Source organism: Pseudomonas sp. LPB4.O (assembly GCF_038383825.1).
Classification (GTDB): domain Bacteria; phylum Pseudomonadota; class Gammaproteobacteria; order Pseudomonadales; family Pseudomonadaceae; genus Aquipseudomonas; species Aquipseudomonas putida.
Genome location: NZ_CP151298.1, coordinates 5284686 through 5298309 on the forward strand (window position 1 = coordinate 5284686; position 13624 = coordinate 5298309).

Here is a 13624-nt window from a genome sequence, read left to right on the forward strand (position 1 = left end):
CCTGCACAGTGGGTGCATTTTTTCGGCCGGTCGCACACAATCCCCTCATCGCACTACGAAAAAGGATTTTCCAGTGGCATCGATCTACCAGCTCAAACCGCGCTTCCAGGCCCTGCTGCGCCCAGCAGTCCAGCGCCTTTACGACCGCGGTGTCACCGCCAACCAGGTTACCGTCGCCGCCGCCGTGGTGTCGGTCCTGCTGGGCCTGCTGCTGGCCGCCGTGCCCCACGTCACCTGGCTGTTCATCCTGATACCGGTGTGGATGCTGTTGCGCATGGCACTGAACGCCGTCGACGGCATGTTGGCCAGGGAGTTCGGCCAGCAATCTACCCTCGGCGCCTACCTCAACGAACTCTGCGACGTGATCGCCGACGCCGCCCTGTACCTGCCCTTCGCCCTGCTGGCCGGGGTTTCTCCGGTGCTGGTGGTGCTGGTGGTGCTGTGTGCCACCTTCAGCGAATACGCCGGCGTCATGGGCCCGCTGGCTGGCGCCTCGCGCCGTTACGACGGCCCCATGGGCAAAAGCGACCGGGCCTTTGCCTTCGGCGTGCTGGGCACAGGGGTCACCTTTGGCCTGCTGAATGGCAGCTGGACCAATGGCCTGCTGCTGGTCATCCTCGCGCTCTCGCTCTATACCCTCTACAACCGGGTTCGCCAGGGGCTGGCCGAAACCCGCTGAGCCCAAAGCCGCCGCAAAAAGGACGTTGATAATGCGCCAAGCGCAAGCGCTGCACTTCTCCACCCATGACGGTGTCGAGTTGCACTACCGTCATTGGCCTGCCACCCGCAACGAGCACCAGCCACGCCGGGCCGTGGTGATGTTCCACCGCGGCCATGAACACGGCGGGCGCATGGCCCACCTCGCCGATGAACTGGACATGCCGGGCTATGACTTCTTCGCCTGGGATGCCCGCGGCCATGGCCAGTCGCCAGGCGCACGCGGCGACAGCCCGGGGTTCGCCACCAGCGTGCGCGACGTGCAAACCTTCATCGAACACATCCAGGCCCATCACGGCATCGCCGAGCACGACATGGTGGTGCTGGCGCAAAGCGTCGGCGCGGTGCTGATTGCCACCTGGGCCCACGACTACGCGCCCAAGGTACGCTGCCTGGTGCTGGCCTCGCCCGCGTTCAAGGTCAAGCTGTACGTGCCATTCGCCCGCCCTGGCCTGAAGCTGCTCAAGGCCTTGCGCGGCAACTTCTTCGTCAACAGCTACGTCAAGCCACGCCTGCTCACTCACGACCCCGAGCGAGTGATGTCGTACGTGGCCGACCCGCTGATCAGCCGGCCGATTTCGGTGACCATGCTGCTGGGCCTGTACGAAGCCGCTGACCGGGTAGTGGCGGATGCCCAGGCCATTCAGGTACCCACCCAGTTGCTGGTATCCGGGGCCGACTTCGTGGTCGAGCGCCAGCCGCAGGAGCGCTTTTTCGAACGGCTGGGCAGCACGCGCAAGGAAATGCACATTTTGCCGGGCTTCTTCCACGACACCCTCGGTGAGCGTGACCGGGCCCACGCCCTGAAGCGCATCGAACGGTTCGTAGAGCACTGCTTCGCCAGCCCCGCCGCCCTGCCGTCACTGCTTGATGCCGACAAGACGGGCGCCAGTTGCGCCGAAGCCGAAAGCCTGGCCGCACCGTTGCCGCGCCACTCGCCGCGTGACCTTTACTGGCGCGCCACCCGCGCCGGGCTTAGCCTGGGCAAGGGGTTGTCTGCGGGGGTGAAACTGGGCTTCGACACCGGCTTCGATTCGGGCAGCACGCTCGACTACGTGTACCGCAACCAACCGACCGGCAAGGGCAAGCTGGGCCGCCTGGTCGACCAGAACTACCTCGACGCCATCGGCTGGCGTGGCATTCGCCAGCGCAAGCTGCACGTCGAGGAACTGCTGCGCCTGGCCATCGCCCGGCTGCGCGAACAACAGCGGCCCGTGCACATTGTCGATATCGCCGCCGGCCATGGCCGCTACATCCTCGAAGCACTGCAAGACCTTGAGCAGTTGCCGGACTCGATCCTGCTGCGCGACTACAGCGAGCTTAACGTGCAGCAAGGCAGCGCGCTGATCACTGAGAAGGGCCTGGCCGACATCGCCCGCTTCGTCCAGGGCGATGCCTTCGACCGCCAGAGCCTGGCCACGCTGGAGCAGCCGCCGACCCTTGCGGTGGTCTCGGGGCTCTACGAACTGTTCCCCAGCAACCAGCTGGTGGGCAACTCGCTGGCCGGCCTGGCCGATGCCGTGGAAGATGGCGGTTATCTGGTCTACACCGGCCAGCCGTGGCACCCGCAACTGGAGATGATCGCCCGCGCCCTTACCAGCCACCGGGGTGGCGAGGCCTGGGTGATGCGACGCCGCAGCCAGGCCGAAATGGACCAGTTGGTAGAGGCGGCCGGTTTCCGCAAGCTGGCCCAGCGCATCGATGAATGGGGGATTTTCAGCGTCAGCCTGGCACAGCGGGTGCGCTGAATGAACCCATCACGCGAGCCTGGGCTGATCCGCCGGGGCGTGTTCTGGCTTCTGCTGCTGGGGCCGTTGTTTTTCCTCAGCTATGGGCTGGCGAACAACCATACCGCCGGGCGTAGTGATGTCGGCAGCCTGGTGTTCGGCTGGGAGCGCAGCATGCCGCTGTGGCCCTGGACGATCATCCCGTACTGGTCGATCGACTTGCTCTACGGGCTGTCCTTTCTGCTGCCGCGCACACGCCAGGAAATGGACCGGCACGCGCTGGCACTGCTCAGCGCACAGGTGATCAGTGTCACCTGCTTCCTGCTGTGGCCGCTGCGGTTCACCTTCGAACGGCCAGAGCTGGGTGGGCTGTTCGGCTGGCTGTTCGATGTACTGATGGGCTTCGACAAACCGTTCAACCAGGCGCCATCGCTGCACATTGCGCTGCTGGTGATCATCTGGACGATGTTTGCCCGGCATGTGCAGCGCCAGCCCTGGCGATGGCTGATGCATGGCTGGATGGCGTTGATCGGAGTGTCGGTACTGACCACCTGGCAGCATCATTTCATCGATGTACCCACGGGTGCATTGGCGGGGTTTGCCTGCGTGTGGCTGTGGCCGCATCAGGGGCGCCTGCCCTGGCAACAGGCGCGCCCAGCACAGGATGCCAAGCGCTGGCGGGTGGCGTTTTATTATGCCGTGGGCGCAGTTGTGTGCGCTGTGCCTGCCATTGTGTCGGGCGGCGCCTGGTTGTGGTTGGCCTGGCCGGCCGTGTCGCTGGCACTGGTTGCGCTGAACTATGGTGGGTTGGGTGCAGGCGGGTTTCAGAAAGGCGCCGATGGGCGCTTGTCGAATGCGGCCAGCTGGCTGCTGGCACCGTATTTGGTCGGAGCGTGGGTCAATTCGCGGCTATGGACCCGGCACCACCCACAGGCCGATGAAGTGTGCGATGGCGTGTATCTAGGGAGGATCCCAGGGCACAGCACGCCATTCGCTGCGATTGTGGATTTGTGCGCCGAGCTGCCGTGCGCTGTCAGCCGCCCTGCTGCGGACATTTGTGGGAGCGGCCTTGTGTCGCGAAAGGGCTGCGCAACAGCCCCGGCAATGTCTGCCGCGAAGCTGAAAAACCGGGGCCGCTTCGCGCCCCTTTCGCGGCACAAGGCCGCTCCTACAACGGCCGCGCCAGCCTTTGAGTATCAGTGTTTCCCTACCCTGGATCTGATAGCGCCGGACGTTGTCCTGCTACAGCAGGCCGCCGAGGCCATCGAACGCCTGCACGCCCAAGGCCCTGTACTGGTCTGCTGTGCTCTGGGCTATTCGCGCAGCGCCAGCGCCGTGGCCGCCTGGCTGCTGCTCTCCGGCCGCTGCAGCAACGCCCAGCAGGCCGAAGCACTGATCCGCAAAGCCCGCACCGGCATCGTTCTGCACCCGGCACACCGCCTGGCCTTGCAACAGCTTGGAGCACAGCCATGAACCTGCGTGTGGTGGCCAGCCTGCTGGGTCGCGGCAAACAGCTGGAACGCTTGTCCGACGGCCTCACCCTGCTGGCCCTGGCCTACGGCCTTGCACCTTTGTTGGGTGCCCCACTTCAACCGCTGGCCAGCCTGCTGTGCGGCGTGCTGCTGGTGCTTGGCGTGGTGCACAAGTACTGGGCCATCCGCGTGGCCATAGATGCCGAACTGTTCACCCACCTCGCCAGCAGCAACCACCTGGCAGCGGACACCCAGGCCCTGGACCGCGCCCTGTTCGAGCTGAAACTGAAACCGCAGGCCACGGACGCCCGCGCCTGGCCTGACCGCAGCCAGGCCGCACTGAACCTGTTGCGCCGCCAGGCACTGTGCCTGGGCCTGCAGTTGTCGCTGGCCTTGGCTACCCTGCTGACACTGCCTTTGAAGGGATGACCACCGATCCATGCTCGCCAACCTGACTGCCTACCTCATCACCTCCGCCGCCCGTCTGATCACGGGTGCCCGCGCCCTGTGGCTGGGTTGCACGCCGCTGCCAGTGCAGCGCCTGTACTTCGCCAACCACAGCAGCCACGGTGACTTCGTGCTGCTGTGGGCTTCACTGCCGCAGTCCTTGCGCAAACGCACCCGTCCGGTGGCCGGCGCGGACTACTGGGCCAAGCCGGGCATCCGCGATTTTCTCATTCGCAAGGTGTTCAACGGCGTATTGATCGACCGCCAACGCAGCGAAGGCCAGGGCAGCCCGCTACAGCCGATCCTTGAAGCCGTGGCTCAAGGCGACTCGCTGATCTTCTTCCCGGAAGGCACGCGTAACCTGGGCGACGAGCCACTGATGCCGTTCAGAAGCGGGTTGTACCACCTGGCTGCGGCCAACCCCGACGTCGAGCTGGTGCCGGTATGGATCGCCAATCTCAACCGGGTGATGCCCAAAGGCCGCGCCCTGCCCCTGCCGTTGCTGTGCACACTGAGCTTTGGCGAACCGCTGCACCTGCACGCTGACGAAAGCAAGCAGGCCTTTCTCGAGCGGGCCAGCCAGGCCCTGCTGACCCTGGCCCCGAAGGATGCCTGACATGGACGACAACACCCTTTCCCTGTTCGCCGGCATCGGCGCCCTGCTGCTGCTCGCCAGCGTGACCGGCCGCCTGCTGAAGTGGCGCGCCGGCCCCGCGCCACACGCGGTGATCGACAACCTCAACGCCCGCATCAACGCCTGGTGGGTGATGGTGCTGGTGATCGGCATCGCCTTCCTGTTCGGTAAATACGGCGTGATCGTGCTGTTCTATGGCGTGTCGTTCTATGCCCTGCGCGAATTCATGACCCTCACCCCGACCCGGCGCAGCGACTACCCGGCGCTGGTGGCAGCGTTTTATGTGGCACTGCCGGTGCAGTACGTGCTGATCGCCATGGACTGGTACGGCCTGTTCAGCATCTTCATCCCGGTGTACCTGTTCCTGCTGCTGCCGATTTTGGCCAGCTTCGGCGGCGATACCACGCGTTTTCTCGAACGTGCGTCAAAGGTGCAGTGGGGGCTGATGATCGCGGTGTACTGCGTATCGTCGGTGCCCGCCTTGATGACCCTGGACATCCCCGGCTACGAGGGGCGGAACCTGCTGCTGATCGCCTGGCTGATCCTGGTGGTGCAGATCAGCGACGTGCTGCAATACGTGTGCGGCAAGCTGTTTGGCAAGCACAAGGTGGCCCCCAACCTGTCACCGTCCAAGACCGTAGAAGGGTTGGCCGGCGGCGTGGCACTGGCCACCCTGATCGGCGCCCTGTTGTGCTGGATCACCCCGTTCACCTTCTGGCAGGCCGCGCTGATGGCGTTGGCGGTCAACGCCATGGGCTTCTTCGGCGGGCTGGTGATGTCGGCGATCAAGCGCGACCGCGGGGTGAAGGACTGGGGCCACATGATCGAAGGCCACGGCGGCATGCTCGATCGCATGGACTCGGTGTGCTTTGCCGCGCCAGTGTTCTTCCACTTTGTGCGGTACTGGTGGGCGTAACGAATGCACGCGTCCGCGATCAGTGTGAAAGCGCCAGTTCTCGCAACGCAGCCGAAGCCAGAAAACCGGAGCGGGATGCATAACGGTGATCACGCTTCACTTTCTCGTCTATCCGCTGAAGCAGGTTTTCCGGCAGCGTTGCATTGAAGCGAACCGCTTTGCCCAGATAGGGGGTAACGTCAAAATCCACTACGGCCCATACCCCGCCTTCATAGTCGGGGTTCGCCACATGGACATCGACTTCCTGTGCCTGCGGCAACGGCTCGTTATCTGCTACCAACCCTTCGAAATGAAGCGCCAGCGCCTCCTGAACGTTCTCCAGCGCCTGTGCGACTGTAGCGCCGGCGGAGAAGCAACCGGGCACATCGGGAACGGTCACGCCGTAATCCGAGCCGGTGTCTTTGTGTAATACAACCGGAATCTTCATTGATTACCTCCGTTGACGCTCGTGCTGGCAACGCTACCGGTTTGAATCAGACCGGCCTGTTTCAGAATGCTGCGTACCGTGCCTTTAGGCAGCTCGGTCTTGGGATGAGGAACAGTTACTCGCCCCTTTTTTGTGGGGTGCCGAAATTGGTGATGACTGCCTTTCACCTCGACCTCATACCACCCGTCAGCTTCGATTAGCTGGATGACTTCACGACTGCGCATGCACACTTCCTTCGGCAGTCGATGTGTATCATACACACCGAATTAACCAGAACAAAGCGCAGTACACACTATGCATACGTCTTGAGACTAGCGGACAGTCTGGATGAATCTGTAGGGACATGCGGAGTGACATGAAGGAAGTATCACCCTGCCACCGATGTCCTTGGAATCGTTGCCGACTCATGCCGCCGCAAGCGCCGACAGTCTGTACGTTGGGCTTGCGCACATCACTGTCGAGGTAAACCGCCTGCCATAGCGCGAGCAGACAGCTGGACGTCGAGCCCAGGCAACTGCGGCTCGGCCGATGGCCCTATGGTGACCAGTCATTCAGCCAGTCACCAGGAGTTGTCCCATGTCCGATTTCATCACCGTCCTGCGCGAAACCTGCCCGACGCCGGTCGTGGACGCCACCAAGTGGAAGCGCATCGGCGGCGATCCGCACACCGTCAACCTCAATGCCTACCTGTCGGCCGACGGCAGCAAGATCATGGGCACCTGGATCTGCACCCCGGGCAAGTTCGAGGTCAACTACGAGAAGTGGGAGTTCTGCCACTTCCTCGATGGCTACTGCATCATCACCCCGGAAGGTGAAGAGCCGAAGCACCTGAAGGCCGGCGATGTGTTCGTGATCGAACCAGGTATGAAAGGCACCTGGGAAGTGGTCGAGACCGTGCGCAAGTATTTCGTCTTCGCCTGATCCCTGAAGCTACACATAGCCCTGTGTAGGAGCAGCCTTGTGCTGCGAAGAGGCCAGTTCAGACACAGCAGTTGTGTTGTCTTGGCTGGCCTCTTCGCAGCACAAGGCTGCTCCTGCAAATCTCTAGCCTGAAGTACGGGCAAAAAAAATCGCGGGGCAGGCGCCCTTCCCTCTGGTGCGCAGTTACAGAGGGAAGGCCGCCTGGCCCGCGATGAAGCCCACCTCTTGCGTCAATCTTTCTTGCGATAACCCTCGACGATGGCCGAGAAGTCCTTGCCTCCCTCGCCACGCAGGCTCATGGCCTGATACAGCTGCTGGGCCACGGCGCCGAGGATCACCGGTTGGTGAGCCTGGCGTGCCGCTTCAGTGGCCAGCCCCAAATCCTTGAGCATCAGGTCGGCGCCAAAGCCGCCGGTATAGCCACGCGATGCCGGTGCCGTTTCGATAATGCCCGGCCACGGGTTGTAGGTGTCCGAACTCCAGCAACGCCCGGTCGAGCTGTTGATAATGCCGGCCAGCACCTTGGTGTCGATGCCCAGCGCGTTGCCCAGGGCCATGGCCTCGGACACGCCGATCATCGAAATACCCAGCAGCAGGTTGTTGCAGATCTTGGCGATCTGCCCGGTACCAACTTCACCGCAATGCACGATGTTGCGGCCCATCTGCTCCAGTACCGGCTTGAGCGTGGCGAACAGCTCGGCGCTGGCACCGACCATGAAGGTCAGGGTGCCCGCCGCCGCGCCGCCAGTGCCACCGGACACCGGCGCGTCGCCCAGGTCCACGCCTTTGGCCGCTGCCGCCTTGGACACATCACGGGCGGTCTGCGGGTCGATGGTGCTGCAGTCCACGGTAGGCGTACCGGCACGAATACCGGCCAGCACGCCATCTTCGTTCAGGTACACGCTGCGCACATGGGCCGCAGCTGGCAGCATTGTGATCACCAGGTCGCTGTTGGCCGCCGCGTCCTTGGGCGACGGGCTGATCTGCCCACCCAGTTCTGCCAGCTCGGCCAGCACGGCCTTGTTGAGGTCGAACAGGTTCAGTTGGTGCCCGGCCTTGATCAGGTTGCGGGCCATGGGCGCGCCCATGTTGCCGAGGCCGATGAATGCGATACGCATGACTTCTCCTTAGCGCAGGCTGATGGTGGTGTTCACACCGTCATTGATGCTGTCGTCATCAAACCAGCGGGCGGTGACGGTTTTGGTCTGAGTGTAGAACTGCACCACTTGCTTGCCGTACGGGCCGAGGTCGCCGAGCTTGGAGCCACGGGAGCCGGTGAAGCTGAAGAACGGTACCGGTACCGGGATCGGGATGTTGATGCCAACCTGGCCGATATCGATTTCGCTCTGGAACTTGCGCGCTGCCGCGCCGCTCTGGGTGAACAGGCCGGTGCCGTTACCGAACGGGTTGGCGTTGACCAAGGCGATGGCCTCGTCGAGGGTATCGACCTCCAGGGTGACCAGCACCGGGCCGAAGATTTCCTGGGTATACACCTGCATGTCGGTCTTCACGCCCGAGAACAGGGTTGGGCCAACGAAGTTGCCTTGCTCGTAGCCCGGCACCGTGACCTCGCGGCCGTCGAGTTCCAGCTTGGCGCCTTCCTTGATGCCGCTTTCGATCAGGCCCAGCACACGCTCCTTGGCGCGTTTGGAAACCACCGGGCCAACGTCGGTGCCCGGTTCGCAGCCGGCATTGACCTTGAGCTTGCTCGCCGCGTCCTTGATGTCGGGCAGCCACTCACGGGCCTTGCCCACCAGCACCGCCACCGAGGTGGCCATGCAGCGCTGGCCCGCCGCGCCGAAGGCGGCACCGACCAGGGCGTTGACGGTTTGCGTGCGGTTGGCATCGGGCAGCACTACCGCGTGGTTCTTGGCGCCCATCATCGACTGCACGCGCTTGCCGTGCTGGCTGCCGAGGTTGTACACATGGGTGCCGACTTCGGTAGAACCGACGAAGGAAATTGCCTTGATGTCCTGATGCGTGCAGATGGCATCCACCACTTGCTTGCCACCGTGCACCACGTTGAGCACGCCTGCCGGTACGCCGGCTTCCAGCGCCAGCTCGACCAGCAGCATGGTCGACAGCGGATCCTGCTCGGAAGGTTTGAGCACGAAGGTGTTGCCGCAGACGATGGCCATGGGGAACATCCACAGCGGGATCATGGCCGGGAAGTTGAACGGAGTGATACCGGCGCATACGCCGATTGGCTGGCGCAGGGTGTAAGTATCGACACCGCCGGCGACGTTCTCGGCGAACTCGCCCATCTGCAGGGTACCAATGGACGCGGCGTGTTCGACCACTTCCAGGCCGCGGAAGATATCGCCTTCGGCATCGGCCAGGGTTTTGCCCTGCTCGGCGCTGAGCACCTGGGCAATGCGTTTGGTGTGTTCGCGGATCAGCGCCTGCAGCTTGAGCATGATGCGCATGCGCGCGCCAATCGGGGTGTTGCGCCAGGTCTGGAAAGCGCTGTGGGCAGCAGCCACGGCAGCGTCGACTTCCTCGACGGTGGCGAACGGCACGCGCGCCAGCACCTCTTGGGTGGCCGGGTTGACGATGTCGCGCCACTCGGTAGTTTTCGATTCGACCCACTGGCCGTTAATCAGCAGCTTCACCTGCTCGACCTTGGTGCTGTTAGGGGACTGCGGTGCGTTCATCTGCGTTCTCCTTGGAATTATTGTCGGGACGAGATCGCCAGCGCCAAGCAAACGCGAGGTGGCGTCCTGAGGCTTGTTTCGAGTATAGATGTGCAAACATCCAACAAGAACGCACAAAAAAACCGGATCATCATGCAAAAAGACCTCACATCCCTGAGCGCGCTCAACTGGGACGACCTGAAGTTTTTCCTTGAAGTGGCCCGCACCCGCAAGGCCAGCAGCGCCGCCAAACGCCTGAGCGTGGACTACACCACGGTGTCGCGGCGCATCAGCTCGCTGGAGGGGGCGCTGGGCACGTTGCTGTTCGAAAAGTCGCGGACCAACGGCTTTGTCCTCACCGCCGAGGGCCAGCGCTTGCTCGGTTATGCCGAGTCGATCGAAAGCACGCTGCACATGGCGTGCGAGCAGGTGTCCGGGTCGGGCGTGGCGTTGTCGGGGCATGTACGCATGGGCTGCACCGAGGGCTTCGGCAGCTTTTTCATCACCCCACAGCTAAGCCACTTCGTTGATGCCTACCCGGCGATTTCTGTGGATATCCTGCCACTGCCGCACTTCATCAGCCTGTCCAAGCGCGAGGCGGACATCGTCATTGCCCTGGAGCGGCCGGAGCATGGGCCTTATGTGTGCTGCAAGCTGTGCGATTACCGCTTGCGGCTGTATGCGACCCAAGCTTACCTGGACAGCCATGCGCCGATCCGCCAGGTAGCGGACTTGGCCAAACACCCGTTCATCAGTTACGTGGATGACCTGGCGTTCAGTTCGGAGCTTTTGTACCTGGCCAACCTGATTCCCGGTGCCAGCGCGCACTTGCGCAGTACCAGTGTGATTGCGCAGTACACCGCCGCGTTGCAGGGGCGTGGGCTGGCGATACTGCCGTGCTTCCTTGCGGCGCAAGACCCGCGGCTGGTGACGGTGCTGCCCGAGGAGATCGAGGTGACGCGGCAGTTCTGGATGTATTGCCGGGAGGACTTGCGCAAGTTGAAGCGGATTACCTTGCTGTGGGATTACATCCGTGGGGTGACCGAGGCGAATGCACCGTTGTTGATGGGGGAAACCCGCGACATGCGCTTTGCTCAGGAGTGATGGTGCTGCGTAGCTCCTTTGCAGGATCAGCCTTGTGCTGCGGAGGGGCCAGTCATGGCAATACAACTGCTGTGCCTGGTCTGGCCTCTTCGCAGCACAAGGCTGCTCCTACAGAGAAATGTGATAGCTCAGCGGACAGCGGTCAGTAGGACGCCACCACTATCGACACCCGACGGTTCTCGGTACGCCCCGCACTGGTGCGGTTGTCCGCCACCGGTTGTGTGCTGCCCAGGCCGCGGCTCTGGATGTTCTGCGCCTGCATGCCAACCCCGACTAGCGCCTTGGTCACGCTCTGCGCACGGCGCTCGGACAGCTGCTGGTTGTACGCCGCTTTGCCCGACGAATCGGCATGGCCGTCCACCCGCACGCCCTGGATGCCAACGCCAAGCAGCGCCTTGCCGATGCGCTCGACAATTGCCTGGCTCTGGCCGTTGAGGCCATCCAGATCGCTACCGAACAGCACTTTGCCGGACAAATCGTAGGCCCAGCCTTCATCGGTGGGGGTAAAGCCTTCACGCTTGAGCACGGCGATCTGTTCGGGGGTCAGGCCTTTTTGGGGGGGGCTCTGGCAACCGGTCAGCGCCAGCACGGCGAGCAACAACGCCCAAAGGGGGAAACGCAAAGCGTGTATCACGGGTTCAACTCCTGTTTTTGATTTCATTGGCGGACCGTTCCGTCTGCGCCACTTGCCAATGGCCACGGCGTTTGCGCTTGGCCTGGTACATCGCCGCATCGGCGGCATTGAGAAGACTGGCGGGGTCAGCGCCGTCCTCCGGGTAATAGGCAATACCGACACTCAGTGAGGTGGCGATACTGCGGCCACTGTCCAGCTGCACGGGCAGCTTCATGCTGGCAACAATCTTCTCGGCAATGAGCTCGGCGTCCTCGCGCGACTGCAAAGGTGTGAGCAGTACCGCGAACTCATCACCGCCCAGGCGTGCCACCAGGTCGTGCTCACGCAGTTGGGCACGCACGCGGTCGGCCACGCTGATCAGTACTTCGTCACCCACGGCATGGCCGAGGGTGTCGTTGATCTGCTTGAAGTGGTCGCTGTCGAGGAACAGCAGCGCCAGGTGGTCTTGCTGCCGCGCAGCGTTTCGCACGCTGCGGTTCAGGCGCCCTTCGAAGAAGGCGCGGTTGGGCAGGCCGGTCAGGCTGTCGTGGCTGGCCTGGTGGGCCAGGGTCTGGTTTTCGTTCTGCAGGTGGCTGTGCCATACCTCCAGTTCGTCGAGCAGGGCATTGAAGTCGTTGCCCAGTTCGTTGAGTTCGGCAATCGGTGCTTCCGGCACGCGCCGGTCGAAACTGCGCTCGCGGCGGGCGGCGTGGGCGACGCTGGCCAGGCCACGCAGCGGGCGGACGATATCGCTGAGCAGTCGCCGCGACAGGTATTGCGCCGCCAAGGCACTGAGTATTGTGCAGAACAGGATGCCGGCCAAGCCGCTCAGCAGGAACAGCAACAGGCTACGGCCCTGGCCGACCAGTTCGATGTGCCCGACCTGCTGTTGCTGGTGCAGGATCGGCAGGTTCACCGGCTCATCCAGCAACGCGGTGGCAACCTGCACTTCAAGCTTGGCGAGCATGCCAGTATCGGCGCGTTGCCAGTGCGCCAGCAGCTCGCCTTCGTCGTTGAAGACCTTGGCCTCGGCCACCTCCTCGCGACTGGCGATCAGCGCCAGCGATTCATTGGCCGCAGCACTGTCATCGAATACCACCGCCGCTTCCACGGTGTAGTTGATCGACCGGGCGATCAGGTGCAGGTTGTGATTGGCGTAGACGCGCAGGGCGAGCACGCCCAGCAGCGTGAGTGAAATACCGGCCAGGCCCACGGCGAGCAAGGCAACGCTGAGGTGGCCACGGCCCAGCACCGAGCGCAGGGTCGGGCGCACGCCCTGCTTGTGGGTCGGCTTCATGGCTGCACCGCCCGGCGCCGCGACAACTGCAGCACACTGGGGTGGATGCGTACGCCGGAACGCGCCACCGAGTCGAGGTTGACGTCAAAGGCCACCTGCTGGTCGCTGACCCGCAGGCAGAACAGGCTGCCAACCGTACACGGGTCGTTCGCTTCGCTGATGCTCAATACCGGGTGGCCGCTGACGCGCTCGAACAGTCGGTCACGCTGGCCCTGGTCGAGTTTGCCGATGTAGATGGCATCGCAGGCTTGGGCGACCTGAGTGTCTTCTGCCAGCAGGCGCCGCACCTGCAGCGGGCGGCCGGACTCCTGCACATGGCCTTTGATCAGGTCATCGGCGTATTCGGTCGGGCCGACCAGGCACAAGCGCAAGGGTGAAGGTTCGACAGGCCAGCGGGCGTAACTGAAGATGCCGAGTACCACTTGGGTGACGGCCTTGGCGCGTTGCTGCACCTGGGCGGCGGTTGTGGCGGTTTCTGCCTGGGCGGGGCCTGCAGAAAGGAACAGGACGGCCAGCAATAGCGAAAGCGCACAGCTTGTCACTCGCCTTGCGGCCACATTCATGTGGGAAATCTCTTAAAGTCCTTACCACTATCGGCGCAAAGATAGCACATGGCCGCATCGTTGTAGGAATGAGCTGCTTCATGTATCGGGGTTGATGGCCCAATCGCCGGCAAGCCAGCTCCCACAGGTGCAGCACAGCTTTCAAAGGCTGTG

15 protein-coding genes are annotated in these 13624 nt (G+C 63.3%); 8 read left to right on the top strand and 7 right to left on the bottom strand.

Annotated elements, in window-relative coordinates:
• Positions 1 to 73 precede the first annotated feature (73 nt).
• From MRBLPB4O_RS23935 to MRBLPB4O_RS23960, 6 genes are read left to right on the top strand one after another with little or no spacing between them, the layout of a single operon-like run.
• Positions 74 to 679, top strand: a complete 606-nt coding sequence (locus MRBLPB4O_RS23935; protein ID WP_341796791.1) for a CDP-alcohol phosphatidyltransferase family protein — start codon at positions 74 to 76, stop codon at positions 677 to 679.
• Between the two features lie 31 nt (positions 680 to 710).
• On the top strand, positions 711 to 2465 hold the full coding sequence (locus tag MRBLPB4O_RS23940) for a bifunctional alpha/beta hydrolase/class I SAM-dependent methyltransferase (protein WP_341796792.1): 1755 nt from the start codon (positions 711 to 713) through the stop codon (positions 2463 to 2465).
• Positions 2466 to 3917 (top strand): phosphatase PAP2/dual specificity phosphatase family protein, encoded by a 1452-nt coding sequence (locus tag MRBLPB4O_RS23945; RefSeq protein ID WP_341796793.1) that lies wholly within the window; start codon positions 2466 to 2468, stop codon positions 3915 to 3917.
• The gene (locus MRBLPB4O_RS23950) at positions 3914 to 4345 is read left to right on the top strand and encodes a hypothetical protein (protein WP_341796794.1); all 432 of its coding nucleotides are present in this window, start codon (positions 3914 to 3916) and stop codon (positions 4343 to 4345) included. The genes MRBLPB4O_RS23945 and MRBLPB4O_RS23950 overlap by 4 nt, the downstream gene beginning before the upstream one ends.
• Positions 4346 to 4355: 10 nt before the next feature.
• On the top strand, positions 4356 to 4979 hold the full coding sequence (locus tag MRBLPB4O_RS23955; protein WP_341796795.1) for a lysophospholipid acyltransferase family protein: 624 nt from the start codon (positions 4356 to 4358) through the stop codon (positions 4977 to 4979).
• Between the two features lies 1 nt (position 4980).
• A complete protein-coding gene (locus MRBLPB4O_RS23960; protein ID WP_016489124.1) occupies positions 4981 to 5913 on the top strand; it encodes a phosphatidate cytidylyltransferase in 933 nt (310 codons plus the stop codon).
• Between the two features lie 19 nt (positions 5914 to 5932).
• Here the strand turns inward: MRBLPB4O_RS23960 and MRBLPB4O_RS23965 are convergent, their stop codons facing one another.
• Together MRBLPB4O_RS23965 and MRBLPB4O_RS23970 are read right to left on the bottom strand one after the other, a co-directional pair.
• Positions 5933 to 6340 (bottom strand): type II toxin-antitoxin system HicB family antitoxin, encoded by a 408-nt coding sequence (locus MRBLPB4O_RS23965; protein WP_016497905.1) that lies wholly within the window; start codon positions 6338 to 6340, stop codon positions 5933 to 5935.
• Positions 6337 to 6564, bottom strand: a complete 228-nt coding sequence (locus tag MRBLPB4O_RS23970; RefSeq protein WP_019473103.1) for a type II toxin-antitoxin system HicA family toxin — start codon at positions 6562 to 6564, stop codon at positions 6337 to 6339. Before MRBLPB4O_RS23970 ends, MRBLPB4O_RS23965 begins: the two co-directional genes overlap by 4 nt.
• 352 nt (positions 6565 to 6916) lie before the next feature.
• Here MRBLPB4O_RS23970 and MRBLPB4O_RS23975 point away from each other — a divergent pair, with 352 nt between their 5' ends.
• Positions 6917 to 7261: a cupin domain-containing protein gene (locus tag MRBLPB4O_RS23975; protein WP_003258412.1), complete on the top strand. Its 345-nt coding sequence runs from the start codon at positions 6917 to 6919 to the stop codon at positions 7259 to 7261.
• 230 nt (positions 7262 to 7491) lie between these two features.
• Here MRBLPB4O_RS23975 and mmsB read toward each other — a convergent pair whose 3' ends face one another.
• Both mmsB and MRBLPB4O_RS23985 read right to left on the bottom strand, forming a co-directional pair.
• A complete protein-coding gene (gene mmsB / locus MRBLPB4O_RS23980; protein WP_341796796.1) occupies positions 7492 to 8379 on the bottom strand; it encodes a 3-hydroxyisobutyrate dehydrogenase in 888 nt (295 codons plus the stop codon).
• Positions 8380 to 8388: 9 nt separating this feature from the next.
• On the bottom strand, positions 8389 to 9915 hold the full coding sequence (locus tag MRBLPB4O_RS23985) for a CoA-acylating methylmalonate-semialdehyde dehydrogenase (protein ID WP_016497902.1): 1527 nt from the start codon (positions 9913 to 9915) through the stop codon (positions 8389 to 8391).
• Positions 9916 to 10047: 132 nt separating this feature from the next.
• On the opposite strand from MRBLPB4O_RS23985, the gene MRBLPB4O_RS23990 reads away from it, so the two are divergent.
• Positions 10048 to 10998 (top strand): LysR family transcriptional regulator, encoded by a 951-nt coding sequence (locus MRBLPB4O_RS23990; protein ID WP_341796797.1) that lies wholly within the window; start codon positions 10048 to 10050, stop codon positions 10996 to 10998.
• Positions 10999 to 11140: 142 nt separating this feature from the next.
• Here MRBLPB4O_RS23990 and MRBLPB4O_RS23995 read toward each other — a convergent pair whose 3' ends face one another.
• Genes MRBLPB4O_RS23995 through MRBLPB4O_RS24005 form a run of 3 tightly spaced genes read right to left on the bottom strand, consistent with a single transcriptional unit; the run spans position 11141 to position 13471 of the window.
• The gene (locus MRBLPB4O_RS23995) at positions 11141 to 11632 is read right to left on the bottom strand and encodes an OmpA family protein (protein WP_341796798.1); all 492 of its coding nucleotides are present in this window, start codon (positions 11630 to 11632) and stop codon (positions 11141 to 11143) included.
• A gap of 4 nt (positions 11633 to 11636) precedes the next feature.
• Entirely contained in the window at positions 11637 to 12908 is a 1272-nt protein-coding gene (locus MRBLPB4O_RS24000; RefSeq protein WP_341796799.1) for a diguanylate cyclase, read from the bottom strand.
• Positions 12905 to 13471 (bottom strand): YfiR family protein, encoded by a 567-nt coding sequence (locus MRBLPB4O_RS24005; RefSeq protein WP_016497897.1) that lies wholly within the window; start codon positions 13469 to 13471, stop codon positions 12905 to 12907. Before MRBLPB4O_RS24005 ends, MRBLPB4O_RS24000 begins: the two co-directional genes overlap by 4 nt.
• Positions 13472 to 13624: the final 153 nt, after the last annotated feature.

What these genes read in the sequence shown, in the direction of transcription:
- MRBLPB4O_RS23940 (WP_341796792.1), top strand. Translation starts at nt 711, where the DNA reads ATGCGCCAAGCGCAAGCGCTGCACTTCTCCACCCATGACGGTGTCGAG.
- MRBLPB4O_RS23945 (WP_341796793.1), top strand. Translation starts at nt 2,466, where the DNA reads ATGAACCCATCACGCGAGCCTGGGCTGATCCGCCGGGGCGTGTTCTGG.
- MRBLPB4O_RS23950 (WP_341796794.1), top strand. Translation starts at nt 3,914, where the DNA reads ATGAACCTGCGTGTGGTGGCCAGCCTGCTGGGTCGCGGCAAACAGCTG.
- MRBLPB4O_RS23955 (WP_341796795.1), top strand. Translation starts at nt 4,356, where the DNA reads ATGCTCGCCAACCTGACTGCCTACCTCATCACCTCCGCCGCCCGTCTG.
- MRBLPB4O_RS23960 (WP_016489124.1), top strand. Translation starts at nt 4,981, where the DNA reads ATGGACGACAACACCCTTTCCCTGTTCGCCGGCATCGGCGCCCTGCTG.
- MRBLPB4O_RS23965 (WP_016497905.1), bottom strand. Translation starts at nt 6,340, where the DNA reads ATGAAGATTCCGGTTGTATTACACAAAGACACCGGCTCGGATTACGGC.
- MRBLPB4O_RS23970 (WP_019473103.1), bottom strand. Translation starts at nt 6,564, where the DNA reads ATGCGCAGTCGTGAAGTCATCCAGCTAATCGAAGCTGACGGGTGGTAT.
- MRBLPB4O_RS23975 (WP_003258412.1), top strand. Translation starts at nt 6,917, where the DNA reads ATGTCCGATTTCATCACCGTCCTGCGCGAAACCTGCCCGACGCCGGTC.
- mmsB (WP_341796796.1), bottom strand. Translation starts at nt 8,379, where the DNA reads ATGCGTATCGCATTCATCGGCCTCGGCAACATGGGCGCGCCCATGGCC.
- MRBLPB4O_RS23985 (WP_016497902.1), bottom strand. Translation starts at nt 9,915, where the DNA reads ATGAACGCACCGCAGTCCCCTAACAGCACCAAGGTCGAGCAGGTGAAG.
- MRBLPB4O_RS23990 (WP_341796797.1), top strand. Translation starts at nt 10,048, where the DNA reads ATGCAAAAAGACCTCACATCCCTGAGCGCGCTCAACTGGGACGACCTG.
- MRBLPB4O_RS24000 (WP_341796799.1), bottom strand. Translation starts at nt 12,908, where the DNA reads ATGAAGCCGACCCACAAGCAGGGCGTGCGCCCGACCCTGCGCTCGGTG.
- MRBLPB4O_RS24005 (WP_016497897.1), bottom strand. Translation starts at nt 13,471, where the DNA reads ATGAATGTGGCCGCAAGGCGAGTGACAAGCTGTGCGCTTTCGCTATTG.